This is a genomic window from Ohtaekwangia sp. (genome assembly GCF_036568665.1).
Classification (GTDB): Bacteria; Bacteroidota; Bacteroidia; order Cytophagales; family Cyclobacteriaceae; genus Ohtaekwangia.
Genome location: NZ_DATCSD010000141.1, coordinates 1 through 21,183 on the forward strand (window position 1 = coordinate 1; position 21,183 = coordinate 21,183).

The window sequence follows — 21,183 nt, forward strand, 5'->3', positions numbered from 1 at the left end:
GTTCTGGAAGAATATGCTTTGCGTGTAGCACACGATGTGTGGAAGCTCGGAACAAAAGACAAAGACAACGGTGTACTTCTATTGATTGCAGTAGATGACCGGAAGATGCGCATTGAGGTTGGCTATGGATTAGAAGGAGCACTGACCGATGCAGTATCAAGACGCATTCTAAGAAATGAAATCGCACCCAACTTTCGAGCGCAGCGCTATGATGAAGGAGTAACAGCCGCTATAGATGCTATAATTGCGGCCACCAAAGGAGAATATACAGCTTCTGATAAAACAGACCTTGCTTCCGATGCGGAGATGTCTCTCACAGAACGTATACTAATAGGCTCTTTCATTTTTGGTATACTGGGTATCTTTACCGTGCTTGGTATATTCATACCTGATAAGGCAGCCTGGTTTATCTACGCGTTTCTGATAATATTCTATGCTGTGTTTCCCTGGATCGTATTAGGATTTGTGGGAGGCATGATTGCCCTTGGTATATATCTCGTAGGCTTTCCACTCGCCCGTCTTTTATTAACACGCTCCGGATGGTATAAAAAGAAAATAGAGAAATTTAATAGCCGAAATAGCATCCGTTCCTCCCGTACGTCATCTGCTTCCGATTGGTCAACGATTAGTTCCTGGTCTAGCGGCAGTAGCGGTAGCAGCAGTGACTGGTCTTCGAGTAACAGTAGTAGCAGCGATTTTTCAGGTGGAGGCGGAAGTTTCGGAGGTGGAGGAAGCAGCGACTCCTGGTGATGTTAAATGCTGCGGAAGCACGAATCAGCGTTAGGTTAAAACATGTAAAAAATATACGGCAATCACTTCAATCGCAGATGTTGTAATCCTATTTTTGGGCCTCCTTAAACCCATCTGTATGAAAGCCGACTACGGTCATGTATATAGCGCCAAAAGCGGCAACAAGTCTCCCCAATCCTGAAAACAAAACCACTTACTGATGAAAAGAGATAAAGTTATTTTCGACCTCATTGAAAAGGAAAAAGAACGCCAGCAACATGGTATTGAACTGATTGCTTCCGAGAACTTTACTTCTCAGCAAGTAATGAAAGCCATGGGCACGGTGCTTACCAACAAGTATGCTGAAGGTCTTCCGGGCAAACGCTACTATGGCGGATGCGAGGTTGTAGATGAGATTGAACAGTTGGCTATTGATCGTGCAAAAGAATTGTTTGGCGCAGAATGGGCAAACGTACAACCTCACTCGGGTGCCCAGGCAAATGCTGCAGTGATGCTGGCATGCTTAAAACCTGGCGATAAAATTCTGGGCTTTGACCTTTCACATGGCGGACACTTAACACATGGATCGCCTGTGAACTTCTCTGGTAAATTATACCAACCGATGTTCTACGGTGTAGAAGAAGCAACTGGTGTTATTGATTTCGATAAAGTAATAGAAACTGCTAAACGCGAAAAACCAAAGATGATCATCTGCGGAGCGTCTGCGTATAGCCGTGACTGGGATTATAAAAAACTTCGCGAAGCAGCAGATAGCGTTGGTGCTATACTTCTTGCAGATATCTCACACCCGGCAGGTCTTATCGCTCGCGGGTTATTGAACGACCCAATGGAGTATTGCCATGTTGTTACCACTACAACACACAAAACATTGCGCGGTCCTCGCGGTGGTTTGATTTTGGTTGGAAAGAATTTCGATAATCCATTCGGATTGAAAACGCCAAAAGGTGAACTGAGAAAAATGTCGTCAGTGCTTGATTCCGGGGTATTCCCTGGTACACAGGGCGGACCATTGGAACATGTTATTGCTGCTAAAGCGATTTCTTTCCAGGAAGCATTGTCAGATGAGTATATGGAATACATCGTGCAGGTTGCCAAGAATGCAAAAGCTATGTCACAGGCATTTTTGGATAAAGGTTATAAAATCATTTCTGGCGGAACAGACAATCATTTAATGCTGATCGACCTTCGCTCGAAAAAACTTACCGGTAAACAAGCTGAAGAATCACTGATCCAGGCAGATATTACTATCAACAAAAACATGGTGCCTTTTGATACGCAATCACCAATGATAACATCGGGCATGCGCATCGGTACACCAGCCATCACCACACGCGGCCTGAAAGAGAAAGATGTGGTGAAGGTTGTTGAGTTGATAGATGAAGCGCTGCAAAAGGTAGATGATGCAAAACATCTGAAATCGGTGAAGAAAAAAGTAAACCGCTTGATGGAGAAGTTTCCTCTGTATTAATTTGGAAAAGAAAACGCTAAGACCTTCCTTTAGAACTATAGGAAGGTCTTTTTTATAATACTTACAACCATGCCATTAGATCAAGACACGATAGAAGAAGAAAGTGGAGAAAAGGAAATGTCATTTCTCGATCACCTCGAGGAACTCCGGTGGCATGTTATCCGCTCGATGGTCGCCATTGTGGTGTTTACCATTTTTGCATTTATCGAAGTAAAGTGGGTATTCAATAGTGTAATTCTTGCGCCTGCTAAAGCTGACTTCTGGACGTGGAGAATGCTCTGCAAGATAGGTCATGCCTTTAATGCGCCAGACTTGTGTATTGATGATATACCGCTCGTACTACAAAGTCGCTTCATGACAGGGCAGTTCACGATCACGATCATCGCTGCTTTTGTATTGGGACTTGTATTTGCGTTTCCATATGTAGTGTGGGAGCTATGGCGTTTTATCAGACCAGGGTTGAGAATAAGCGAGCGTAAAAATTCTAGAGGTGTTGTTGGTGCAGTGTCTTCATTATTCCTGGCAGGTATTTCTTTTGGGTACTATATCATTGCTCCGCTGATGGTATATATCATGGTGAATTACAAGATCAGTGATATGATCAAGAACGAGTTTGATATCACTTCGTATGTAACAACCGTGCTTACACTTGTATTAGGCAGTGGTCTATTATTCCAACTTCCGGTAGTTATATTTTTCTTGTCCAAAGTTGGATTGGTAACACCAGCCTTTTTAAGACGATATAGAAAACATTCCGTAATTGTTATTTTGATTGTAGCAGCAATTATTACACCTCCGGATCCATTGAGCCAGACGCTGATCTCCATTCCGTTGTATTTGCTCTTTGAAATCAGTATATTAATATCTGCGCGCGTGGAGAAGCAAAGATTGAGAGAAGAAGAAGCAGAACGCCTGCGCGAAGAACAATCCTCAGCATCATGAAAAACATAGCAATAGGCAGCGACCATGCCGGGTTTGAATATAAGGAAGCACTCCGCCAATGGCTGGAGGAGAACGGATATACCTATAAAGACTTCGGGACGTATAGTACTGCCTCTGCCGATTACCCGGACTTTGCTCACCCTGTAGCAAACGCCGTTGAACAAAAAGAATTTGATCTGGGTATATTAGTATGCGGCAGTGCCAATGGTGTGGCGATTACAGCTAACAAACATCAAGGTATACGTGCGGCTATATGCTGGACAGAAGAACTTGCCGGACTTGCACGCCAGCATAACGATGCCAACATTGTATGTATACCGGCTCGCTTCATTAGCCTGGACGATGCCAGGAAGATCAGCGGTAAGTTCCTCTCAGAAAAATTTGAAGGTGGCCGTCACGCCAATCGCGTGTCGAAGATCAGCTGCTAATTGATTTGAAAATTTTTAAAGGAGAGTTTTCTGCTTATGTATAGCTGAACTCTCCTACGCTACTCTTGATGGTTACTCTCTTCGAATCAGAAGACTCAACACGGCCTATTATTTTAGCTTCGAGGTTAAAGCTTTTCGCAATGTCAATTACCTGTTGGGCATAGCGCTCGTTCAGATATAGCTCCATGCGATGGCCCATATTGAATACTTTATACATCTCTTTCCAATCTGTTTTACTCTGCTGTTGAATGAGCTTGAAAAGAGGAGGAATTGGGAACAGATTATCTTTTATAACATGAACGTTGTCAACAAAGTGTAGTACTTTGGTTTGCGCTCCACCACTGCAATGCACCAGACCATGAACCTGTTGACGAAGATTTTTCAACACTTCAATAATTACAGGAGCGTATGTTCTGGTAGGAGACAGTACAAGTTTACCGGCATCGAGAGGAGTTCCTTCAACGTTGTCGGTTACTTTGCTGGAACCAGAGTACACAAGATTGGAAGATATACTTCCATCAAAAGACTCCGGATATTTTATAGCGTATTCATTATGAAAAACATCGTGACGTGCAGACGTTAATCCGTTGCTTCCCATGCCACCGTTGTAAGAATCTTCGTAAGTAGTTTGGCCATAAGAAGCCAGTCCTACAATTACATCTCCTGCCTGAATGTTGCTGTTGTCGATCACATCTTTGCGCTTCATGCGACAAACTACTGTACTATCAACAACAATGGTCTTTACCAGATCGCCCAGGTCGGCTGTTTCTCCGCCCGTGCTGATGATCTGAAGGCCATGCTTGCGCAGCATCTCCAGCACTTCTTCTGTTCCGTTAATGATGGCAGCGATTACATCTCCAGGTATAAGATTTTTATTGCGCCCAATGGTGGAGGACAAGAGTATATTTTCAGTTGCGCCTACGCATAGCAGGTCATCAATATTCATGATGATCGCGTCTTGTGCTATACCCTTCCACACAGAGGCGTCTCCGGTTTCTTTCCAATATATATAAGCGAGTGATGATTTTGTTCCGGCACCATCAGCATGCATCACCGTACAATAATTTTCATCGTGCCCCAGATAATCCGGAACGATCTTGCAAAATGCTTTCGGGAAGAGACCTTTATCCAGTTTGCTGATAGCCTGGTGTACATCTTCTTTAGAGGCAGAAACGCCTCGTTGATTATAGCGATCGGAACTCAATGTAGTAGTATGAAATAAAGCAATGAAGATTTTCTCTTCTTGTTTCTTAAACCTATTGATAGAAATATACTAAGCGTCTTTTTTTACAAGGAACTGCTCAAGGTCTTTCAGATTGAGGATTCCTTCGTAATAAGCCTTACCAAAAATTACAGCAAAAACGCCCATGTCGTTCAAGCGTTTAATGTCATCTACACCGCGCACGCCTCCGCTGGCAAGCACACATATTTCAGGGAAAGTGTTGATGATATCCTGGTAGTAATCAAAGGCAGGTCCTTCCAAAACACCATCGCGCGATACATCCGTAGACTTTACATACTTCAATCCGCGAGAGTAAAAATATTCGAGGAGCTCGAACAGCTTCATGTTCGTTTTTCTCTGCCAGCCTCTGAAAAGTAATTCTTTTGTGTTACGATCAACCACATCGGCACCTAAAGTCATTTTCTCTCTTCCGTAAGAGATGATCCAGGAAGCAAACAACTCCGGATTTGTAACAGCAATACTGGCAGCGGTTATATAGTCAGCACCAAATTCGTATGCTTTACTAATGTCACCATCAGTAGATATACCTCCGGTAAAATCAATCTTCAGGTCGGTATAGCCAGATATAGTTTCGAGCACAGCCCAGTTAACAGGCGAGCCCTTCTCGGCACCATCCAGGTCTACCAGGTGAACCACTTCAATACCATGATCAGCAAAACGCTTTGCCAGATCAAGCGGATTTTCATCATACGCTTTTTCACTGCTCGGATCGCCTTTGCGCATCTTTACAACCTTTCCTTTGCGGATGGCAATAGATGGAATAACCTGAATCATTTATACCTCAATTTTCTGAGGAGCCAAGTTACGATGCAAAGCTGAAAAACCCTTGTGGTAGCTAAAAAACTGAAAATTATTCGCGGCAGCGAATTTGCTTTCCAGCAACATAGATTTCGCTAATTTTATCGGGTACATGATTTATTCTATGAGAAAAACCACCCTATTGCTACTCCTCGTCACCGGAGTAATGACTCACGTTTGGAGTCAGGCTAAAGTTCGCAGACTGCCCAGCATTATTAACCACCCATCGCTGGATGTTTCAACGCCCTATATCAGCTTTGATGGCAATGCTTTACTTTTTGTAGCCAACAATGGTCAGGATGGTGCTCTTACGGTTTTGTATACTTCGCGCGAATCAGATTGGAAAGAACCGGTTGAATTACCCAAGTATCTAAACACGCGTCTGAATTTTTTCAAGGGTTATTCTCTCAGTGCCGATGGAAAGAAATTATACTTTACCTGCGCCAAGAGTCCTGTAATTGGAGGATATGATATTTTCTCTTCTGAATTTAACGGAAGCTCATGGAGTCAGCCGGAAAATTTAATGTTGCCCATCAACTCGAAAGCCAATGATGGATCTCCTTCTTTCTCTGCCGATGGCAATACTATTTATTTTATGCGCTGCGACAAGATGGATCAGAGTAAAGCCGGAGGCTGCAAGATTTTTAGTGCCAAAAAGAAATCCAACGGCCAGTGGGAAGAACCAGTAGAATTACCGGCAGCTATAAATACAGGCAACTCTCAAACGCCACGCATTATGGCCGATGGAGAGACATTGATTTTTTCATCCGATAAAATGAGTGGGAACAAAGGAGGGATGGACCTCTATATAACCAAATTGAAAAATGGAACGTGGATAGTTCCGACTCCGCTTGATTTTGTAAACACTGATCAAGATGATCAATATGTAACGGTAGCGGCTTTGGGGAGATACCTGATAAAGGAAGCGCCAGGAGCAAGAAAAAATTCTGAGCTCACCGAGTTTCTTATACCAACTGAAATCCGTCCGAGAGGATTAATGATGATTGAAGGTAAAGTTACCGATCCGGCAGGCGCAGTGATTCCTGCCTATATTTCGATCACCGACTTGAGTACAAACAAGCGTGCCTATAGCGGGAGGCCATCAGCTAACGGTGCCTATTCTGTTTTCTTATTGGAAGGAACAAAATATGAATTTTCTGTGGACCCTGAGCAAAGCAACATCTCATTCTTCTCTAAAAATATTGATCTGACCTCCGATAAAATTCCTCAGAAAGAGAAAGTAAATATCACACTCAAGCAACTTCAGGCAGGCGATGAAATTCCCTTGAACGTTTCTTTCAAGCCGGCTTCATCAGTAGTTGATGCTGCATCTGAATCGGAGTTGAAAAGACTCGCGCGCGTTGCAAAAGCAAATCCTACTTTAAAGTTTGAAATACAGGTTTTACTAACCGGTTATGTAGAGGACACAACTCAATCATCTGCTGACCTCACAGAGTTACTGGTTGACTCATTGCATACGAAAGTTGATGATATAGATTCTCTCGGACAACGATATAAAAAGGATACTGTATTTGTAAAACGAACATTTCACAACGACAGAACTTTAGCCGAAGCACAAGCTGTTATCACTTATCTTGTAGCGCAGGGCTGCGATCCGAAAAACTTCAAATATTTTGGTAATGCTATTCAGGCAACAACACCAGAAAGTAAAAAACTGATTGTAAAAGCGGTTGCACGCGCCAAGTAAATATACGGATGGCTTCGCGACAAAAAATAAAAAGAGTGCTGATGTCTGTTATCGCATCAGCACTCTTTCTTGTACTAACCGGATTTCTTTCGTTTAACGGTATGCTTTTAGGTGGCTCCGTGTCGGAATTTATTCACAAGTTTTGCTTTTCTTTCCATCTCATTCCCTATGGCATTGCTTACGGAGGAGGGTCGGAACTATATATCCTGCTCTACTATACCGTGCTGTGGCTGATCATTGCTTTCGCTATTTATATCTTATGGATATTGATCAGGCCGATCCGATAAAAAGAAAATGAATCAGTAAGAAAAAGGTACTGCTACTAAAGTCTTGTCCCACATCAGCACCATCTCGGCATCTTCACCAACTTTTTCGAAAGCAAAAGTAAACTGCTCGAATACTCTTTCTTGCTGAACAGAATGGACCTCCAGTTTTAACACATCTTTTTCAGGATCTCGGTTAGCCTCTCCGCTGGAGTTAACTCCCCATTGACCAAATTCTGAATTAAATATAAATACCCAGGTTTCCTCACCAGGTATAGTCCATAAAGAGTATTTACCTTGTTTCAGAGTCTTACCTTCAAACTGCAAATCTTTTGATGTTTCAAAAGTAGTGGCTTCATTGGCACCGGTGCGCCACACAACACCAAACGGAACAAGTTTACCAAAGATCTCGCGCCCTTTTTTATAGGGACGGTTATAGAAAACCTTAATCGTCAGATCATTATCGTTAAATACAATTTCTTCTTCCGGGCTAAATGACTTGGTCTGTTTCTTCATGTAGTACATCGTTATCCGACCAAGCAGAATGAGTACGACAATGGCAATTCCTGTAAAAATTAAAAAACGCTTCATAAATTTTTAAATGGCCTCGTCAACAAGATCGCGATTCAAAACAATTTTTCAATCTCTTGATACAAAATAGTGTCGGAGAACCTATTTTTACGGGCCTAAAATAATAAAGTTATGGACGTAGCATCTTGGTGGCCTTTTTATGTAGTAATCGCATTGTTTATCCTTGCCATCGTTTCACCATGGATCTTTCCAAATAAGATGGTGAGCAAGAACAAGCACGATAACAAATTCTAAAAGCCGGGTATCAGGCTTTACAAAACTCTCATGAATCTTTGTGTTTTCTGCGGCTCTTCGCTTGGGCACTCGCCTGTATATGAAGCTGCTGCAAAAGAACTTGGTGAACGCATGGCCGCACAAGGTCATGCTTTAATCTATGGTGGCGGGAATGTCGGCCTCATGGGAGTTATTGCCGATACTGTTTTACAAAACGGAGGCGAAGTTGTTGGTGTTATTCCAGATTTCTTATTGCAGCGTGAAGTTGGTCATCGTGGTGTTACTCGATTGGAAGTGGTAAACTCCATGCACGAACGCAAAAAGAGAATGGCCGATCTCGCAGATGCATTTATAGCACTACCCGGTGGCTGGGGAACACTGGATGAACTTGCCGAGATTCTTACATGGAAACAGTTAGGTATAATTTCTCAACCAATAGCATTACTCAACACCGCAGCATTCTTCGATTCGTTGTTAGACCAAATGCATAAGATGGTAGAGGCCGGATTTCTCCAGTCAGCCAATCTTAACTTTCTAAGAGTTGAAAGCTCTCCTGAAAAACTTCTCTCTTCTATACTGAGAGAAAATCAATAAACATTCGCACATTTTAACTTATCTTGACGTATAACCCAAATACGTTCACGCGTTTGTATGGTGCGCATAATTCAGGTTTTAGTACTTGCCCTTGTCTGTATTCAAAATCTTTCTGCCCAAACACTAGGCTTCACCCTCCCGCCAGGACAGAAGCGTGTGCAGATGCCGATCGAGATATATAATAACCTCGTGGTGATACCGGTTGTGCTAAACAATTCGCTGCCGCTCAAATTTATTCTCGACACCGGTGTGCGAACCGCTATACTTACTCAAAAAACATTTACCGATATTTTAAATCTTCCTTATTCGCGTAAGTATACAATCTCTGGTCCGGGAGGAGAAAAGCTCGTGGATGCTTATGTTACCAACAACGTAACGCTTGCCCTACCCGGCATTCAAGGACGTGGTCATGCTATGCTGGTATTGGAAGAAGATTACCTGGAATTGAGAAATTATCTGGGCACTGATGTACACGGAATTTTAGGATATGAATTGTTCAGTCGTTTTATAGTTCAGATCGACTATGAGAAGAAACTACTCACGTTTACTACACCGGAGAAATTTCACAAGTCGCGGAAGTACCAGACGCTTCCGATGAAGATTGAAGACACCAAACCTTATATTATCGCCCCGGTCGTGTTGCAGGATGGCACCACGATAAATGCAAAATTACTGATGGACTCCGGTGCGAGCCATGGCCTGATGCTCGATCCATCTACCGATGCCAGAATTACTGTACCTGAAAATGTGGTGAGCAGTGTAATTGGTCGTGGTCTGGGAGGAGAAATTGTTGGAAAAGTTGGGCGAATAAAATCCATTGAATTTGGCACCTATAAATTGAACCAGGTGGTAGCTAATTTTCCTGATCCTAATAGTTACTCCGATAGTATAAAGATTGGTAATGTCTTTCGGAACGGTGCTGTGGGTGGAGAGATTATGAGCCGCTTTACCATCATCTTCAATTTTCCGCAGGAAGAAATATATATCAAGAAGAATGCTTCCTTCAAAAAAGGCTTTCACTATAACCTGAGTGGATTGATAGTGAAGGCCAAAGGTTCTCAGCTAAATGTGTTTGAAATAACAGAAGTGCGCCAGCAATCATCGGCCGACAAAGCGGGTATTATGGCTGGTGATATTATTCTAAGTATAAATGGTATTGCGGCGCAAATGCTTACGCTGAATCATGTGAATGCATTTTTTAACAGCAAACCCAAAAAGAAAATACGACTGGAAATCAATCGTAAGGGATTACACATGCGTAAAGAATTTAATCTCGAAGATCAGATATAAACTTCCCTATCGCGTTAGCGCAAGCAGCATGTCTTTTCTCTTTTGATAGACCTGGTATAGATATAGCTGCGTTCTGCGGATCTTAATAGAATTTTTTAAAGTGTTATAAATCGCCTCAGGCGATAGGTTTTGCTTCAACAGATAATCGAGAATGGAAGATGTTCCTAAAGCCTCCTGATAATTAGAGTTCTTCAAAACCGTAATCGGTATATCTTTTGTTTTTTTATTGCTCGACAATGAATGAATTGTTTCTTTCAGCTCACTGCGGCCGAGATTATCATCAATAAAAATAAAATTCGGATTGAATCGCATCAGGCGTTCGAGCACGCTCTTCAGATCGAACGCTATTTCCGTTACAATCTTTGCCCCATGTACTTGTTGCACTTTTTTGAGCACAGAGCTCAACTCGATCGGGTTATTCCCAACAAGCAATACATTCAACGTTCCTGATAAAGGATTTTTGGTGGAATTCTGCATACGCTAACTTGTTATGAATAAGAACAGTATATAAACGTAAAAGGTTACCCAACAAGATTTATTCATTTGCTGTTTTTTCGTTTTTAGGAAGTAATTTTCAAGTTGAGTTTCCCGATTAAAGAAAAAAATTCAGGATTGAAAAAGGTTGTAATCATCGGTGGGGGTATTGCAGGGTTGATCTCTTCCATTTTGCTTGCGCGAAAGGGAATACAGGTATTGATTATAGAAAAAAAGTCGTATCCGTTTCATCGTGTGTGCGGAGAGTATATTTCCAACGAAACGATCGCCTTTCTGCAGCAACACAATCTTTTCCCTGGACAACACAATCCTGCAACTATTGATCGTTTTCAGCTTTCTGCCGTTAGTGGTAAAAATGTTGTGATGCCTCTCGACCTCGGAGGCTTCGGTATAAGTCGGTATACTCTTGATAATTTTTTATATAAACACGCGAAAGATGCCGGTGTTAACTTTTTACTGAATGCGGAAGCAGAGCAAGTAGTTTATCACGGTGAAGAATTTTTAGTCAAAACTGCTACGCAATCTCTGCACGCCGATATTGTAATCGGTGCGTTTGGTAAACGTTCGCGCATGGATGTTGTCCTTGAGAGAAGTTTTATTAGAAAGAGATCTCCGTACGTTGGCGTAAAGTATCATGTGCGAGCAGAACATCCGGCAGACCTGATAGCACTCCATAATTTCTCTGGAGGATATTGTGGTATAAGCAACATTGAAGATGGTAAAACAAATATCTGCTATCTCACGCATCGTGATAATATAAAGAAGTATAAAAGCATTCGCGAAATGGAAGAAGCGGTTCTTCATTGTAATCCTCTCTTAAAAAACATTTTTCGCAATGCGGATTTTCTTTTTGAAAAACCTGAAGTGATTAACGAGATTTCTTTCGAAACAAAATCTGCCGTGACGGACCATATTCTTATGGCAGGTGATGCAGCTGGAATGATAACTCCGTTATGTGGCAATGGTATGGCAATGGCTATGCACGCAGCAAAAATTGTTAGTGAACTCGTAATCCGTTTTTGTGAGGATAAACATTTTTCACGACAGCAGTTGGAAGCTATATATACTCAACAGTGGAACCGAATATTTTCTCAGCGACTTTGGGCCGGCCGTCAGATTCAAAAATTATTTGGAAACGCGTGGGCTTCCAATGTGGCTGTTAACCTCGCCATACACGTGCGGCCGATCGCCAACACGATCATGAGAAACACACACGGAGACGGCTTCTAGCGCTTCACATCGTAAAATTGCCGTTGATTGATGATGATCGACTTTTCTCGCATCAATTCTTTATCTTCCATCATCATCAAAACCATCATACAACCATGAATCAGGAAACTAATCGCAGATCGTTTTTGCGCTCACTCGGACTCATCACTGTTGGCGCCACGGCAGGAGCTTCAATCTTATCAGCATGTGGCAGCAAGCCTTCGGAAAATCAGCAGGCCGCTACAGATTCTGTCGCTGCACAACCAGCAGCGAAAGAGTTGTTCTTTAAAATTTCGTTGGCAGAATGGTCACTTCACAAATCACTCTTCGAAGGAAAATTTACGAACCTCGATTTTCCGGCCAAGGCTAAAAATGATTTTGGAATATCAGCAGTAGAATATGTTAATCAATTTTTCAAAGACAAAGCGAAAGACCAGGCCTATCTGGCTGACCTGAAAAAACGCTGCGATGATCTGGGCGTAACCAGTGTATTGATCATGTGCGATGGAGAAGGAGAGCTCGGCCATGCAGATGCCAAGCAACGCAAGCAGGCGGTTGAGAACCACTATAAATGGGTAGAGGCCGCTAAATTTTTAGGATGTCATTCTATTCGGGTAAATGCGGCTGGTGAAGGTAAACGTGAAGATGTGGCGAAAGCTGCAACCGATGGCTTGCGTCAGCTTTCAGAATTTGCAAAAGGTGTTGGTATAAATGTTATCGTTGAAAATCACGGAGGATTTTCTTCTGACGGACAATGGCTGAGTGGAGTTATAGCCGGCACACAAATGGACAACTGCGGTACATTGCCTGACTTCGGCAACTTCTGCATCAATCGCACCAAGCCTGAGGCAAACACTGCGGAAGCGTGGGCTAAAACAAAATGTATTGAGGAATACGATCGCTATAAAGGAACACAAGAGCTGATGACGTATGCAAAAGGTGTAAGCGCTAAAACACACGAGTTTGATGCACAAGGCAACTGTGTTGAGACAGACTATGTAAAGATGTTATCGATAGTAAAAGCGGCGGGCTATACCGGCCACATTGGAATAGAATACGAAGGACAAGGATTAAGTGAAGAAGAAGGTATACGCGCTACAAAAGCGTTGCTTGAAAAAGCAGGCTTGGCGGTATAAAATATTCTGATGAAAGCGTTGTTATGAGAACATTTGCAAAAGTTGTGTTGAATCGAGAAACAGATAGATAAAGAAAACATTTAAACATGTGGCTGAAATAAAATTCAGCCACATGGTATGTTTGTGATCCGCCCTGGATTCATCTCTTAAAACGCGGATAAACCAATACAAAAAAAATATCACTACCGGAGCGAGGGCGATCACAAAAGGTGTTATGTAATCCTTTTCAAAGAACGCATTGAAGTATAGTATATATCCTACAGACACCACGCCAAATAAAGCTCCCACAAAAAGAAACGTGCCGCGAATGCCTAACAGCAAACTAAATGTTTTATCTCCTCGTTTACGGTCTTCCTCGTGCTGGTAAATCTGCGTCATCGGGTAAGTGCCCAGTAGCAGCGCACTGCTTAGCATAGCCGGAATTAACACGGAAGGTTTCAGTACATTCTCCAATGGAAACCGGTTTATACCGATATAGCACATAATAAAAGTAAAGAACCCCTGAAACGTACTTACTGTTAGCCATCCACCAACAGGATATTTTTTCAACCGCACAGCAGGATGGCTATATGCCTTCGATATCATGCCATAGATGAAAATCAACACAGCAAACAACACCGATATCTTTACGACTGCCAATACAACAGCGATGGCATCAAAGAGCAGCGAAAGATAGTATAGTCCCTTCTTGACCTTGGGCGGGTTCTTTAGTCCTCCTATACTTTTCTCGTCTTTATCAAAGTAACTATTATAGCCATTGCTGGCCGGGTATAAAAAAAGATGAACGATGAGAAAAGTCCAGAGCAGAGGCTTTTCACTGATGTTCGGAGAGATTGCCAGGCTGAATAAAAACACAGGAAGCAAATAGTAGGAAAAAGGAATGCGTAAATGAAGCCATGACGAACGCGAAAACATACAGTAAAAAAATTATAGGTTGCGATATGTGAAAATATACTATCCGAATAGCTCCTGAAAAACCTCTGTCAACTTACCAAACGATTTTACCTTGATCGAAGTTTTTTTCAGGTCTATAGATTTTTGATTGAACTTGGAGATATATATTTCTTCGAAGCCAAGCTTTTCCGATTCAGAAATGCGCTGTTCTATTCGGTTCACAGCCCGAAGCTCTCCTCCTAACCCAATCTCTGCTGCGAAACAGATTTTATCTGAAACGGGTATCTCCTCCATTGAAGAGATTATCGAAATACATATTGCGAGATCTATAGCAGGGTCTTCTACTTTTATGCCGCCAGCCATATTGAGAAATACATCTTGTGTACCCATGCGGAAGCCGCAGCGTTTTTCTAAAACAGCGAGTAACATATTGAGTCGCTTTTGATCAAAACCGGTAGGTGTCCGTTGGGGAGTTCCATAAGAAGCCGGACTAACTAGTGACTGGATCTCTATAAGCAAAGGACGATTACCCTCTATGGTAGCACCAATCGTTACACCACTGAGGTAACCATCTTTTTGTGAAATCAGAATTTCAGATGGATTAGATACTTCGCGTAGTCCATTGCCCAACATTTCATATATACCTATTTCGGATGTGGAGCCGAAACGATTTTTGGTAGTGCGCAGTATACGATACGCCAGGTGACGATCGCCTTCAAACTGTAATACCGTATCAACCATGTGCTCCAGCACTTTTGGTCCGGCAAGCATTCCATCTTTTGTTATATGCCCGATAAGAAAAACAGGAGTATCTGTTTCTTTGGCAAACTTCATCAACTCTCCTGCAGATTGTCGCACTTGTCCTATACTTCCCGCAGCAGAGTCCATCATCGGAGAGTAAAGTGTTTGAATTGAATCGATGATAACCACTTGTGGTTGCAGCGCTTCAATCGACAAAAAAATATTTTTGGTGTTGGTCTCTGTGAGTATATAGAAATTGCTGGAAGAATTTCCCAAGCGATCTGCGCGCATTTTTATCTGCTGCTCGCTCTCTTCGCCTGAAACATATAGCACCCGAAGTGACTTGAGTTGCAAACCCGCTTGCAACATCAAGGTTGATTTTCCTATACCGGGTTCCCCTCCAATTAACGTAAGCGATCCGGGGACAATCCCTCCTCCCAATACTCGATTCAATTCATCATCTATAGCTTGTATCCGTATTTCCGGTGAAGCCTCTATTTCAGATAAAGCTTTTGCTTTTATAGATTTTGTGCGTGAAGATTCTTGTCGCCACTCATTCTTCGTGGTGTCTTCCTTGGTTACAATCTCCTCAGCAAAGGTATTCCAGGCACTGCACGAAGGACATTTGCCAAGCCACTTAGCCGATTCATATCCACAGCTCTGACAGTAATAAACAGTTTTGGATTTAGCCAATGTTAAATAAGTTAAATGCTCCTTAAATAAATGATAAAAATGCACGATTTTTTTATACTTTTCAGACACTAATCTAATCTAACTTACCTGCGTTATGAGGTTATTTACCTTATGGGCCTTGGTGGCTCTTGTTGTGCAATCAGTATATGCACAAAAATCTCCTGTTAAATTCGGTGACATCCCCCTGGAAGATTTAAAGATGAAAATCTATGATAAAGACTCATCTGCTTCCGCGGTAATTCTTTCCGATTATGGTGAAGCTTACGTAAGCCTTACTTCTATCAATGCCTCGCTAATGTTTGAAAGACACGTCCGCATTAAAATCCTAAGTAAAGATGGAATGGAGTGGGGAGATGTTGCTATACCTGTATACCACAGTGGTTCAAAGGAAGAGCGTGTCACCAAGATAAAAGCAACGACGTACAACCTGGAGAATGGAAAAATTGTAGAAACCAATCTTTCAAAGGATGGGATGCTCAAAGAGAAATTTAACCGAAATGTGAATTTTCTGAAATTTACTTTTCCCAATGTAAAAGAGGGATCCGTATTGGAGTATTCCTATACTATTTCTTCGGAGTTCCTTTCCAATTTTCCCAACTGGCAATTTCAATACGATATACCTGTTCGCTGGAGTGAATACTGGGCAATGTTCCCTGAGTTTTTCAGTTTTGAAAAATATATGCAGGGCTATCTCACCCTTACCTCTTATGAAGTAAAAAATAAAGCCGAAGCGAATTTTCAGGTTATGGCTCACCACTGGATTATGAAGGATTCTCCGGCATTTAAAGAAGAGCCATTTATGACGTGCGAAGACGACTATGTAGCAAAAATGAATATAGCGCTATCGCACATTACCATTCCGGGTGAACCGACAACAGAAATTATGGGGACCTGGGTAAAACTGAATGCGAACTTACAGGAAAGCGAAGCTTTTGGAAGGGCAATCTCTGGCTATGGTTCTTTGAGGAAAAAATCAGAGGAACTTACTGCAGGATTAACCGATACACAGCAAAAGGTAGAAGCTATATTTAATTATGTGCGCCAGAATATCGAGTGGAATGGCAACAAGGATTTTTATGCTGATGATCTGAAAGATATAATGGAAAAGAAGAAAGGTACGGCAGGAGATATAAATATACTGCTGGCATCTATGCTGGAAAAAATAGATATACCGGTAGATATGGTTTTGTTAAGTACCCGCGATCATGGTTTTGTTCGAGAGCAATATCCGATGGAAGATCAGTTTAATTATGTAGTGGCATCTGTAAAAATAGGTGATAAACGAATTTTACTCGATGCTACGGATAAGTACCTTCCTATGGGAGTTTTGCCGGAGCGTTGCCTCAATGGCCACGGACTTGTTATTTCTAAAACAAATCACGGATGGCTTAGTCTTGAAACAAAAGTAAAATCTAAGACCATAGTTACTACCGACTTTACGCTAAAAGAAACAGGGGAACTTGCAGGCAAAATCAACTATACATTTGATGGTTACGATGCACACAATGTGCGCAGAGATTACTTTGCAAAAGGTGAAGAAGATTACCTGAAGAAGTTTTTAGCGGACAAGAATTGGGAGATTCAGAAAAGTGAATTTCAGAATCTGAAAGAAGTTGAGAAAAATGCAAAACAACTTCACGACCTTGTTATCAATGAGCATTGCATACTTACAGGAAATGCTATTTACCTTAATCCATATGTAACATCGCAGCTGAAGGAAAATCCATTCAAGCAGGAAAAGCGTCAATACCCGGTAGATTTTGGAAGCCCTGAAGAACAAACCTATATGTCGAAGATTGTGATACCCGATGGCTATATAGTAGATGAACTTCCTAAACCAAAAGTATTTGTGCTTCCGGGAAGCGCGGCAAAGTTTAGCTATAATGTAACACAAACCGGTAATGTGGTAAACATTATCAGCATGGTACAAATAAATAAGAGTTTATTTTTGCAGGATGAGTATCCGCACCTGCGTGAGTTCTATAACATGATTGTAGCCAAGCAGGCAGAACAAATTGTATTGAAGAAAAAATAGTTGGTATGAAAAAAATATCGTTGGTGCTGGCAGGCATGTTACTATATATGACTGCTGCTGCTAAAGACAGTCCTAAGTATCCGGTAAGCGCTATACCGGAGGATATGAAAACCGGAATGTATGCTGTTATCCGCGAGCAGGAGTTACGATTTGAGATAAACTCGGTTAGCAATGCGAGCACACATTTTCATGTAGCGATCACCATTTTGAATGCAAACGCCAAGAGCTACGCCAGCAAAGTAATCTGGTACGACAAATTCAATGTGGCAAAATCTTTCAAAGGAACAGCGTACGATGCTTTTGGTAACGTGATCCGAAAACTGAAGCAAAGTGAAATATATGATCAGAGTGCTTTTGATGGCTCTTCGCTTTTTAGTGACGACCGATTGAAGAAAGCAGATCTGTCGCAAGGTATATATCCATACACAGTGGAGTTTGAGTACGAGATCGAACACAAAACCTTGTTCTTTGTTCCGGATTTTGATTTATACGAGGACGATGAAATCTCCATACAGAAATCTGTTTTCACTATTATATATCCAGCTCCCTTGAAACCGCGGTATAAATTATTCAAGATACAAGAGCCAAAGACTTTTGCTGTTGATAGTAAAGATGTGCTTGAATGGACATTCGAAAATATCAAGCCGGAAAAATTTGAAAAGACAGGTCCGGATCTCGCCCGCGTTGTTCCAAACATCGCAGTAGCACCAACGGCATTTGAGTTTGATAATTATGCCGGCAAGATGGACTCGTGGGAGAATTTTGGAAAGTGGATTGTAGATCTCAATAAGGATCGGGATATACTTCCGGAGCAAACAAAAAGGCGACTACAGGAGATCACAAAAAATGCAAAGACCACGGAAGAAAAGGTCCGTATAGTATATGAATACCTGCAGAGTAAAACACGTTATGTAGGTATACAATTGGGTATAGGCGGATACCAGCCTTTTGAAGCATCGGTGGTGGACCAAACCGGGTATGGCGATTGTAAGGCGCTCTCCAACTATATGGTGGCTATGCTAAAGGAGATTGGCATTAAAGCAAACTATATTCTTATTCGTGCCGGTCGTAACCAACCTGCTATGGATATAGCCTTTCCAAGCTCACAGTTCAATCATGCAGTGGTGGCAGTGCCCAGCGCAACGGATACGCTATGGCTTGAATGTACCAGCCAGACAAATCCGTTTGGGTATATGGGAAGCTTTACGGGTGATCGCTATGCTTTGATGATCACTGAGAATGGAGGTAAAGTTGTAAAGACGCCACGTTATCCGGCCGATGTAAATATACAATCACGCACAGCCGATGTATTTGTAGAACAAACAGGTGATGCGAAAGCAAAAGTAAAAACAACCTTTAGTGGTCTCCAATATGAAAATGATAACCTTCAGTTTGTGTTGAATCAACAGTACGATGATCAGAAAAAATGGGTGCAGGAAAATACCGGTATACCCGCTTTCGATATCATCAACTTTAACATGACTAACAAGAAGAGCAAGATACCTTCAGCCGTGGTTAACACCGAACTTGACCTCAAGCGGTTTGCAACAGTAAGTGGTAAACGAATTTTTTTGGTGCCTAACCTGATGAATCGTTCATCTTATATACCGGAGAAACTCGATGCGCGTAAAACCAATGTTGTATTACGAACTGCGTATACCGATCTCGACACCATTCGCTATCATTTACCGGAAGGTATATATCCGGAGTTTTTACCAGAGCCTGCTGTTATAAAGTCCAGGTTCGGTGAGTATGAGGCTTCTTATAAAATAGACCAGGGCAACCTTCTATATGTGCGCAGGCTGCGCATGAATAAAGGCGAATATCCGGCAGACTCGTATAAAGAACTGACAGATTTTTACCGGAATATCAGTAAGGCCGATAATGCCAAGATGGTGTTTATGAGTAAAACCTAAAAATGACTATTTGGTGATGGGGGCATTAGCCTCCTTCGCCATTACATTATATACCATTTTATCGGCAAGGCTTGGCAACCACTTGTTGAGGAAAACAGCGAGCTTGCCTTGTGTAGTTAAAATCAATGTGCGTTTGCGTTTAATCGTAGCATTATAAATATGTTCTGCGCACTCTTCGGCCGTCATCATTTTCTCTTCCTGTCGTGGCGATTCGCCTTGTTGACTTCCATCTTTTGTGAGCGAACGCTTCCGGATATTAGATGCTGTAAATCCCGGGCAAGCCGTTAGTACATGCACTCCTGTTTTTAACAACTCGGTGCGCAACACCTCCAGAAAACCGTTCAATGCAAATTTAGAAGCTGAATACCCCGTGCGACCAGGCAAACCGCGATAGCCTGCTATAGATGAGATGCCTATAACAGAACCTTTATTTTTAGTAATCTCGGGAAGGCAGTACTTGGTAGCATACAGTACACCATAGAAGTTTATATCCATCACTTTCTTTACAACATCCAGATCAACCTCCGAAAAAAGTGCTCGCATGGAAATACCGGCATTGTTGATAAGTATATCAATCCTGTTATAAGTACGTATAGCTTCTTCGGCCATTCGTTTGTTATCGTCTTCTATACTTACATCGGCCTGAAATCCCACCACTGTAATCCCTTTACCTTTAAGTTCGGCAACAGCATTATCAAGCTCGGTTTTGTTTCGGCCGGTGATAAGAAGTTTGGAGCCTGCACTGCCAAAACGTTCTGCCATAGCTTTTCCGATGCCGGAAGAACCTCCGGTAATAATCACAACTTTATCTTTCATAGATATACTGTCTGACTTGTTTTGACGAATGCTTCGGGCACGAATATCTCAATAATACCAATACTTGTTAACTTGCTCCGTAAAGAAAATTGTTCTGATGTTTTTTATAGGTTTAGTATCGAGGCTGCCATTCTGGATTCTGTACGGGATTTCTGATTTTCTTTTCTTCATTAGCTATCACGTAGTGGGCTATCGGAAGAAAATGGTACGGAAGAATCTTCGAAATTCTTTTCCGGAAAAAACAGATGAAGAGCTTCGAACCATTGAGCGCGACTTTTATAAAAACCTCTGCGATTATGGCGTGGAGTTGCTCAAGTTATTTTCCATCCCCAAGGAAGAAATTGCCAGGCGCATGCGCTTTAAAGATGTGGAGGCTATTGAAAGGTATAAGCAGCAAAAGCAATCCGTAATTATACTTGCCTCACACCAGTTTAATTGGGAGTGGCTTCTGTCTTCCGGGAATTTCAATTTGCCCGTACCGGTAGATTTTGTATACCAGCCGCAAAGCAGTGCTTTCTTTAACAGGTTCTCCCTTCTTTGTCGCGGACGTTTCGGAGCTTATGGTATAAGCCGCTATGATGTAGCACGCGAGTTGATAAAAAGAAAAAATATACTTCGCGGTATCGCCATCGTAAGCGATCAGTACCCGGGTCTTAGAAAAGACAAAAAATATCAAACCCGTTTTTTACATCAGGATACAGTTTTCTTTTTGGGTGCCCACCAGATTGCTGTGCTTACACAATACCCGGTAGTATATGCACAGGTGAAGAAGATAAAGCGTGGATACTATGAAGCTTCTTTTGTGGATATAGCGGAGCCTCCCTACACAAAGGACGACTTCACGTTAATTGAAAACTATATTAAAGCCGTGGAGCGAATTATTCGCGAAAATCCCAGTGGTTGGCTTTGGTCGCATAACCGCTGGAAGACCAGGCATCTTGAAGAACAAAAAACAGAATC

The 21,183-nt window shown here is 42.0% G+C and carries 20 protein-coding genes; 13 read left to right on the top strand and 7 right to left on the bottom strand.

Annotation, left to right across the window (positions count from 1 at the left end; all coding sequences use genetic code 11):
• From VIN08_RS07525 to rpiB, 4 genes are all read left to right on the top strand, one after another.
• A partial coding sequence (locus VIN08_RS07525; RefSeq protein ID WP_331962581.1) for a TPM domain-containing protein occupies positions 1-750 on the top strand: 750 nt, incomplete at its 5' end.
• Positions 751-949: 199 nt separating this feature from the next.
• Positions 950-2,218 (top strand): serine hydroxymethyltransferase, encoded by a 1,269-nt coding sequence (gene glyA / locus VIN08_RS07530; RefSeq protein ID WP_331962584.1) that lies wholly within the window; start codon positions 950-952, stop codon positions 2,216-2,218.
• Positions 2,219-2,287: 69 nt separating this feature from the next.
• The gene (gene tatC, locus VIN08_RS07535; protein WP_331962587.1) at positions 2,288-3,160 is read left to right on the top strand and encodes a twin-arginine translocase subunit TatC; all 873 of its coding nucleotides are present in this window, start codon (positions 2,288-2,290) and stop codon (positions 3,158-3,160) included.
• On the top strand, positions 3,157-3,588 hold the full coding sequence (rpiB, locus tag VIN08_RS07540; protein WP_331962590.1) for a ribose 5-phosphate isomerase B: 432 nt from the start codon (positions 3,157-3,159) through the stop codon (positions 3,586-3,588). Before tatC ends, rpiB begins: the two co-directional genes overlap by 4 nt.
• Positions 3,589-3,622: 34 nt before the next feature.
• Here the strand turns inward: rpiB and VIN08_RS07545 are convergent, their stop codons facing one another.
• The gene (locus VIN08_RS07545) at positions 3,623-4,792 is read right to left on the bottom strand and encodes an AIR synthase related protein (protein ID WP_331962593.1); all 1,170 of its coding nucleotides are present in this window, start codon (positions 4,790-4,792) and stop codon (positions 3,623-3,625) included.
• 69 nt (positions 4,793-4,861) lie between these two features.
• Positions 4,862-5,605 carry a 1-(5-phosphoribosyl)-5-[(5-phosphoribosylamino)methylideneamino] imidazole-4-carboxamide isomerase gene (locus VIN08_RS07550; RefSeq protein WP_331962596.1) on the bottom strand — a complete coding sequence of 248 codons (744 nt, stop codon included), beginning with the start codon at positions 5,603-5,605 and terminating at the stop codon, positions 4,862-4,864.
• Positions 5,606-5,753: 148 nt separating this feature from the next.
• On the opposite strand from VIN08_RS07550, the gene VIN08_RS07555 reads away from it, so the two are divergent.
• Positions 5,754-7,337: a hypothetical protein gene (locus VIN08_RS07555; protein WP_331962599.1), complete on the top strand. Its 1,584-nt coding sequence runs from the start codon at positions 5,754-5,756 to the stop codon at positions 7,335-7,337.
• A gap of 8 nt (positions 7,338-7,345) precedes the next feature.
• On the top strand, positions 7,346-7,624 hold the full coding sequence (locus VIN08_RS07560) for a hypothetical protein (RefSeq protein ID WP_331962602.1): 279 nt from the start codon (positions 7,346-7,348) through the stop codon (positions 7,622-7,624).
• A 12-nt stretch (positions 7,625-7,636) separates the two neighbouring features.
• On the opposite strand, the gene VIN08_RS07565 is transcribed toward VIN08_RS07560, so the two are convergent.
• Positions 7,637-8,116, bottom strand: a complete 480-nt coding sequence (locus VIN08_RS07565; protein ID WP_331962605.1) for a DUF2911 domain-containing protein — start codon at positions 8,114-8,116, stop codon at positions 7,637-7,639.
• A 339-nt stretch (positions 8,117-8,455) separates the two neighbouring features.
• On the opposite strand from VIN08_RS07565, the gene VIN08_RS07570 reads away from it, so the two are divergent.
• Together VIN08_RS07570 and VIN08_RS07575 are read left to right on the top strand one after the other, a co-directional pair.
• Entirely contained in the window at positions 8,456-8,998 is a 543-nt protein-coding gene (locus tag VIN08_RS07570) for a TIGR00730 family Rossman fold protein (RefSeq protein WP_331962608.1), read from the top strand.
• Between the two features lie 57 nt (positions 8,999-9,055).
• On the top strand, positions 9,056-10,288 hold the full coding sequence (locus VIN08_RS07575; RefSeq protein ID WP_331962611.1) for an aspartyl protease family protein: 1,233 nt from the start codon (positions 9,056-9,058) through the stop codon (positions 10,286-10,288).
• A 6-nt stretch (positions 10,289-10,294) separates the two neighbouring features.
• Here the strand turns inward: VIN08_RS07575 and VIN08_RS07580 are convergent, their stop codons facing one another.
• Positions 10,295-10,765 (bottom strand): hypothetical protein, encoded by a 471-nt coding sequence (locus VIN08_RS07580; protein WP_331962614.1) that lies wholly within the window; start codon positions 10,763-10,765, stop codon positions 10,295-10,297.
• Between the two features lie 135 nt (positions 10,766-10,900).
• On the opposite strand from VIN08_RS07580, the gene VIN08_RS07585 reads away from it, so the two are divergent.
• On the top strand, positions 10,901-12,013 hold the full coding sequence (locus VIN08_RS07585) for an NAD(P)/FAD-dependent oxidoreductase (RefSeq protein ID WP_331962617.1): 1,113 nt from the start codon (positions 10,901-10,903) through the stop codon (positions 12,011-12,013).
• A 95-nt stretch (positions 12,014-12,108) separates the two neighbouring features.
• On the top strand, positions 12,109-13,128 hold the full coding sequence (locus tag VIN08_RS07590) for a sugar phosphate isomerase/epimerase family protein (RefSeq protein WP_331962620.1): 1,020 nt from the start codon (positions 12,109-12,111) through the stop codon (positions 13,126-13,128).
• Positions 13,129-13,149: 21 nt separating this feature from the next.
• On the opposite strand, the gene VIN08_RS07595 is transcribed toward VIN08_RS07590, so the two are convergent.
• Entirely contained in the window at positions 13,150-13,983 is an 834-nt protein-coding gene (locus VIN08_RS07595; protein ID WP_331962623.1) for a UbiA family prenyltransferase, read from the bottom strand.
• 99 nt (positions 13,984-14,082) lie between these two features.
• A complete protein-coding gene (gene radA / locus VIN08_RS07600; RefSeq protein WP_331962626.1) occupies positions 14,083-15,456 on the bottom strand; it encodes a DNA repair protein RadA in 1,374 nt (457 codons plus the stop codon).
• Positions 15,457-15,550: 94 nt separating this feature from the next.
• Here radA and VIN08_RS07605 point away from each other — a divergent pair, with 94 nt between their 5' ends.
• Together VIN08_RS07605 and VIN08_RS07610 are read left to right on the top strand one after the other, a co-directional pair.
• Positions 15,551-17,491, top strand: coding sequence for a DUF3857 domain-containing protein (locus VIN08_RS07605; RefSeq protein WP_331962629.1), 1,941 nt, complete (start codon positions 15,551-15,553; stop codon positions 17,489-17,491).
• Between the two features lie 5 nt (positions 17,492-17,496).
• Complete coding sequence (locus VIN08_RS07610) at positions 17,497-19,407, top strand: DUF3857 domain-containing transglutaminase family protein (protein WP_331962632.1); 1,911 nt, start codon at positions 17,497-17,499, stop codon at positions 19,405-19,407.
• A gap of 6 nt (positions 19,408-19,413) precedes the next feature.
• Here the strand turns inward: VIN08_RS07610 and VIN08_RS07615 are convergent, their stop codons facing one another.
• Complete coding sequence (locus VIN08_RS07615; protein ID WP_331962635.1) at positions 19,414-20,223, bottom strand: SDR family oxidoreductase; 810 nt, start codon at positions 20,221-20,223, stop codon at positions 19,414-19,416.
• A gap of 97 nt (positions 20,224-20,320) precedes the next feature.
• Between VIN08_RS07615 and VIN08_RS07620 the strand changes: the two genes are divergently transcribed.
• Positions 20,321-21,183, top strand: an 863-nt coding sequence (locus VIN08_RS07620; RefSeq protein ID WP_331962638.1) for a lysophospholipid acyltransferase family protein, incomplete at its 3' end; no start/stop codon positions are given.

Coding starts and splice junctions, on each gene's coding strand:
- VIN08_RS07605 (WP_331962629.1), top strand. CDS start 15,551: ATGAGGTTATTTACCTTATGGGCCTTGGTGGCTCTTGTTGTGCAATCA.
- glyA (WP_331962584.1), top strand. CDS start 950: ATGAAAAGAGATAAAGTTATTTTCGACCTCATTGAAAAGGAAAAAGAA.
- VIN08_RS07565 (WP_331962605.1), bottom strand. CDS start 8,116: ATGAAGAAACAGACCAAGTCATTTAGCCCGGAAGAAGAAATTGTATTT.
- VIN08_RS07570 (WP_331962608.1), top strand. CDS start 8,456: ATGAATCTTTGTGTTTTCTGCGGCTCTTCGCTTGGGCACTCGCCTGTA.
- VIN08_RS07550 (WP_331962596.1), bottom strand. CDS start 5,605: ATGATTCAGGTTATTCCATCTATTGCCATCCGCAAAGGAAAGGTTGTA.
- VIN08_RS07555 (WP_331962599.1), top strand. CDS start 5,754: ATGAGAAAAACCACCCTATTGCTACTCCTCGTCACCGGAGTAATGACT.
- VIN08_RS07610 (WP_331962632.1), top strand. CDS start 17,497: ATGAAAAAAATATCGTTGGTGCTGGCAGGCATGTTACTATATATGACT.
- VIN08_RS07590 (WP_331962620.1), top strand. CDS start 12,109: ATGAATCAGGAAACTAATCGCAGATCGTTTTTGCGCTCACTCGGACTC.
- tatC (WP_331962587.1), top strand. CDS start 2,288: ATGCCATTAGATCAAGACACGATAGAAGAAGAAAGTGGAGAAAAGGAA.
- rpiB (WP_331962590.1), top strand. CDS start 3,157: ATGAAAAACATAGCAATAGGCAGCGACCATGCCGGGTTTGAATATAAG.
- VIN08_RS07615 (WP_331962635.1), bottom strand. CDS start 20,223: ATGAAAGATAAAGTTGTGATTATTACCGGAGGTTCTTCCGGCATCGGA.
- VIN08_RS07575 (WP_331962611.1), top strand. CDS start 9,056: ATGGTGCGCATAATTCAGGTTTTAGTACTTGCCCTTGTCTGTATTCAA.
- VIN08_RS07560 (WP_331962602.1), top strand. CDS start 7,346: ATGGCTTCGCGACAAAAAATAAAAAGAGTGCTGATGTCTGTTATCGCA.
- VIN08_RS07580 (WP_331962614.1), bottom strand. CDS start 10,765: ATGCAGAATTCCACCAAAAATCCTTTATCAGGAACGTTGAATGTATTG.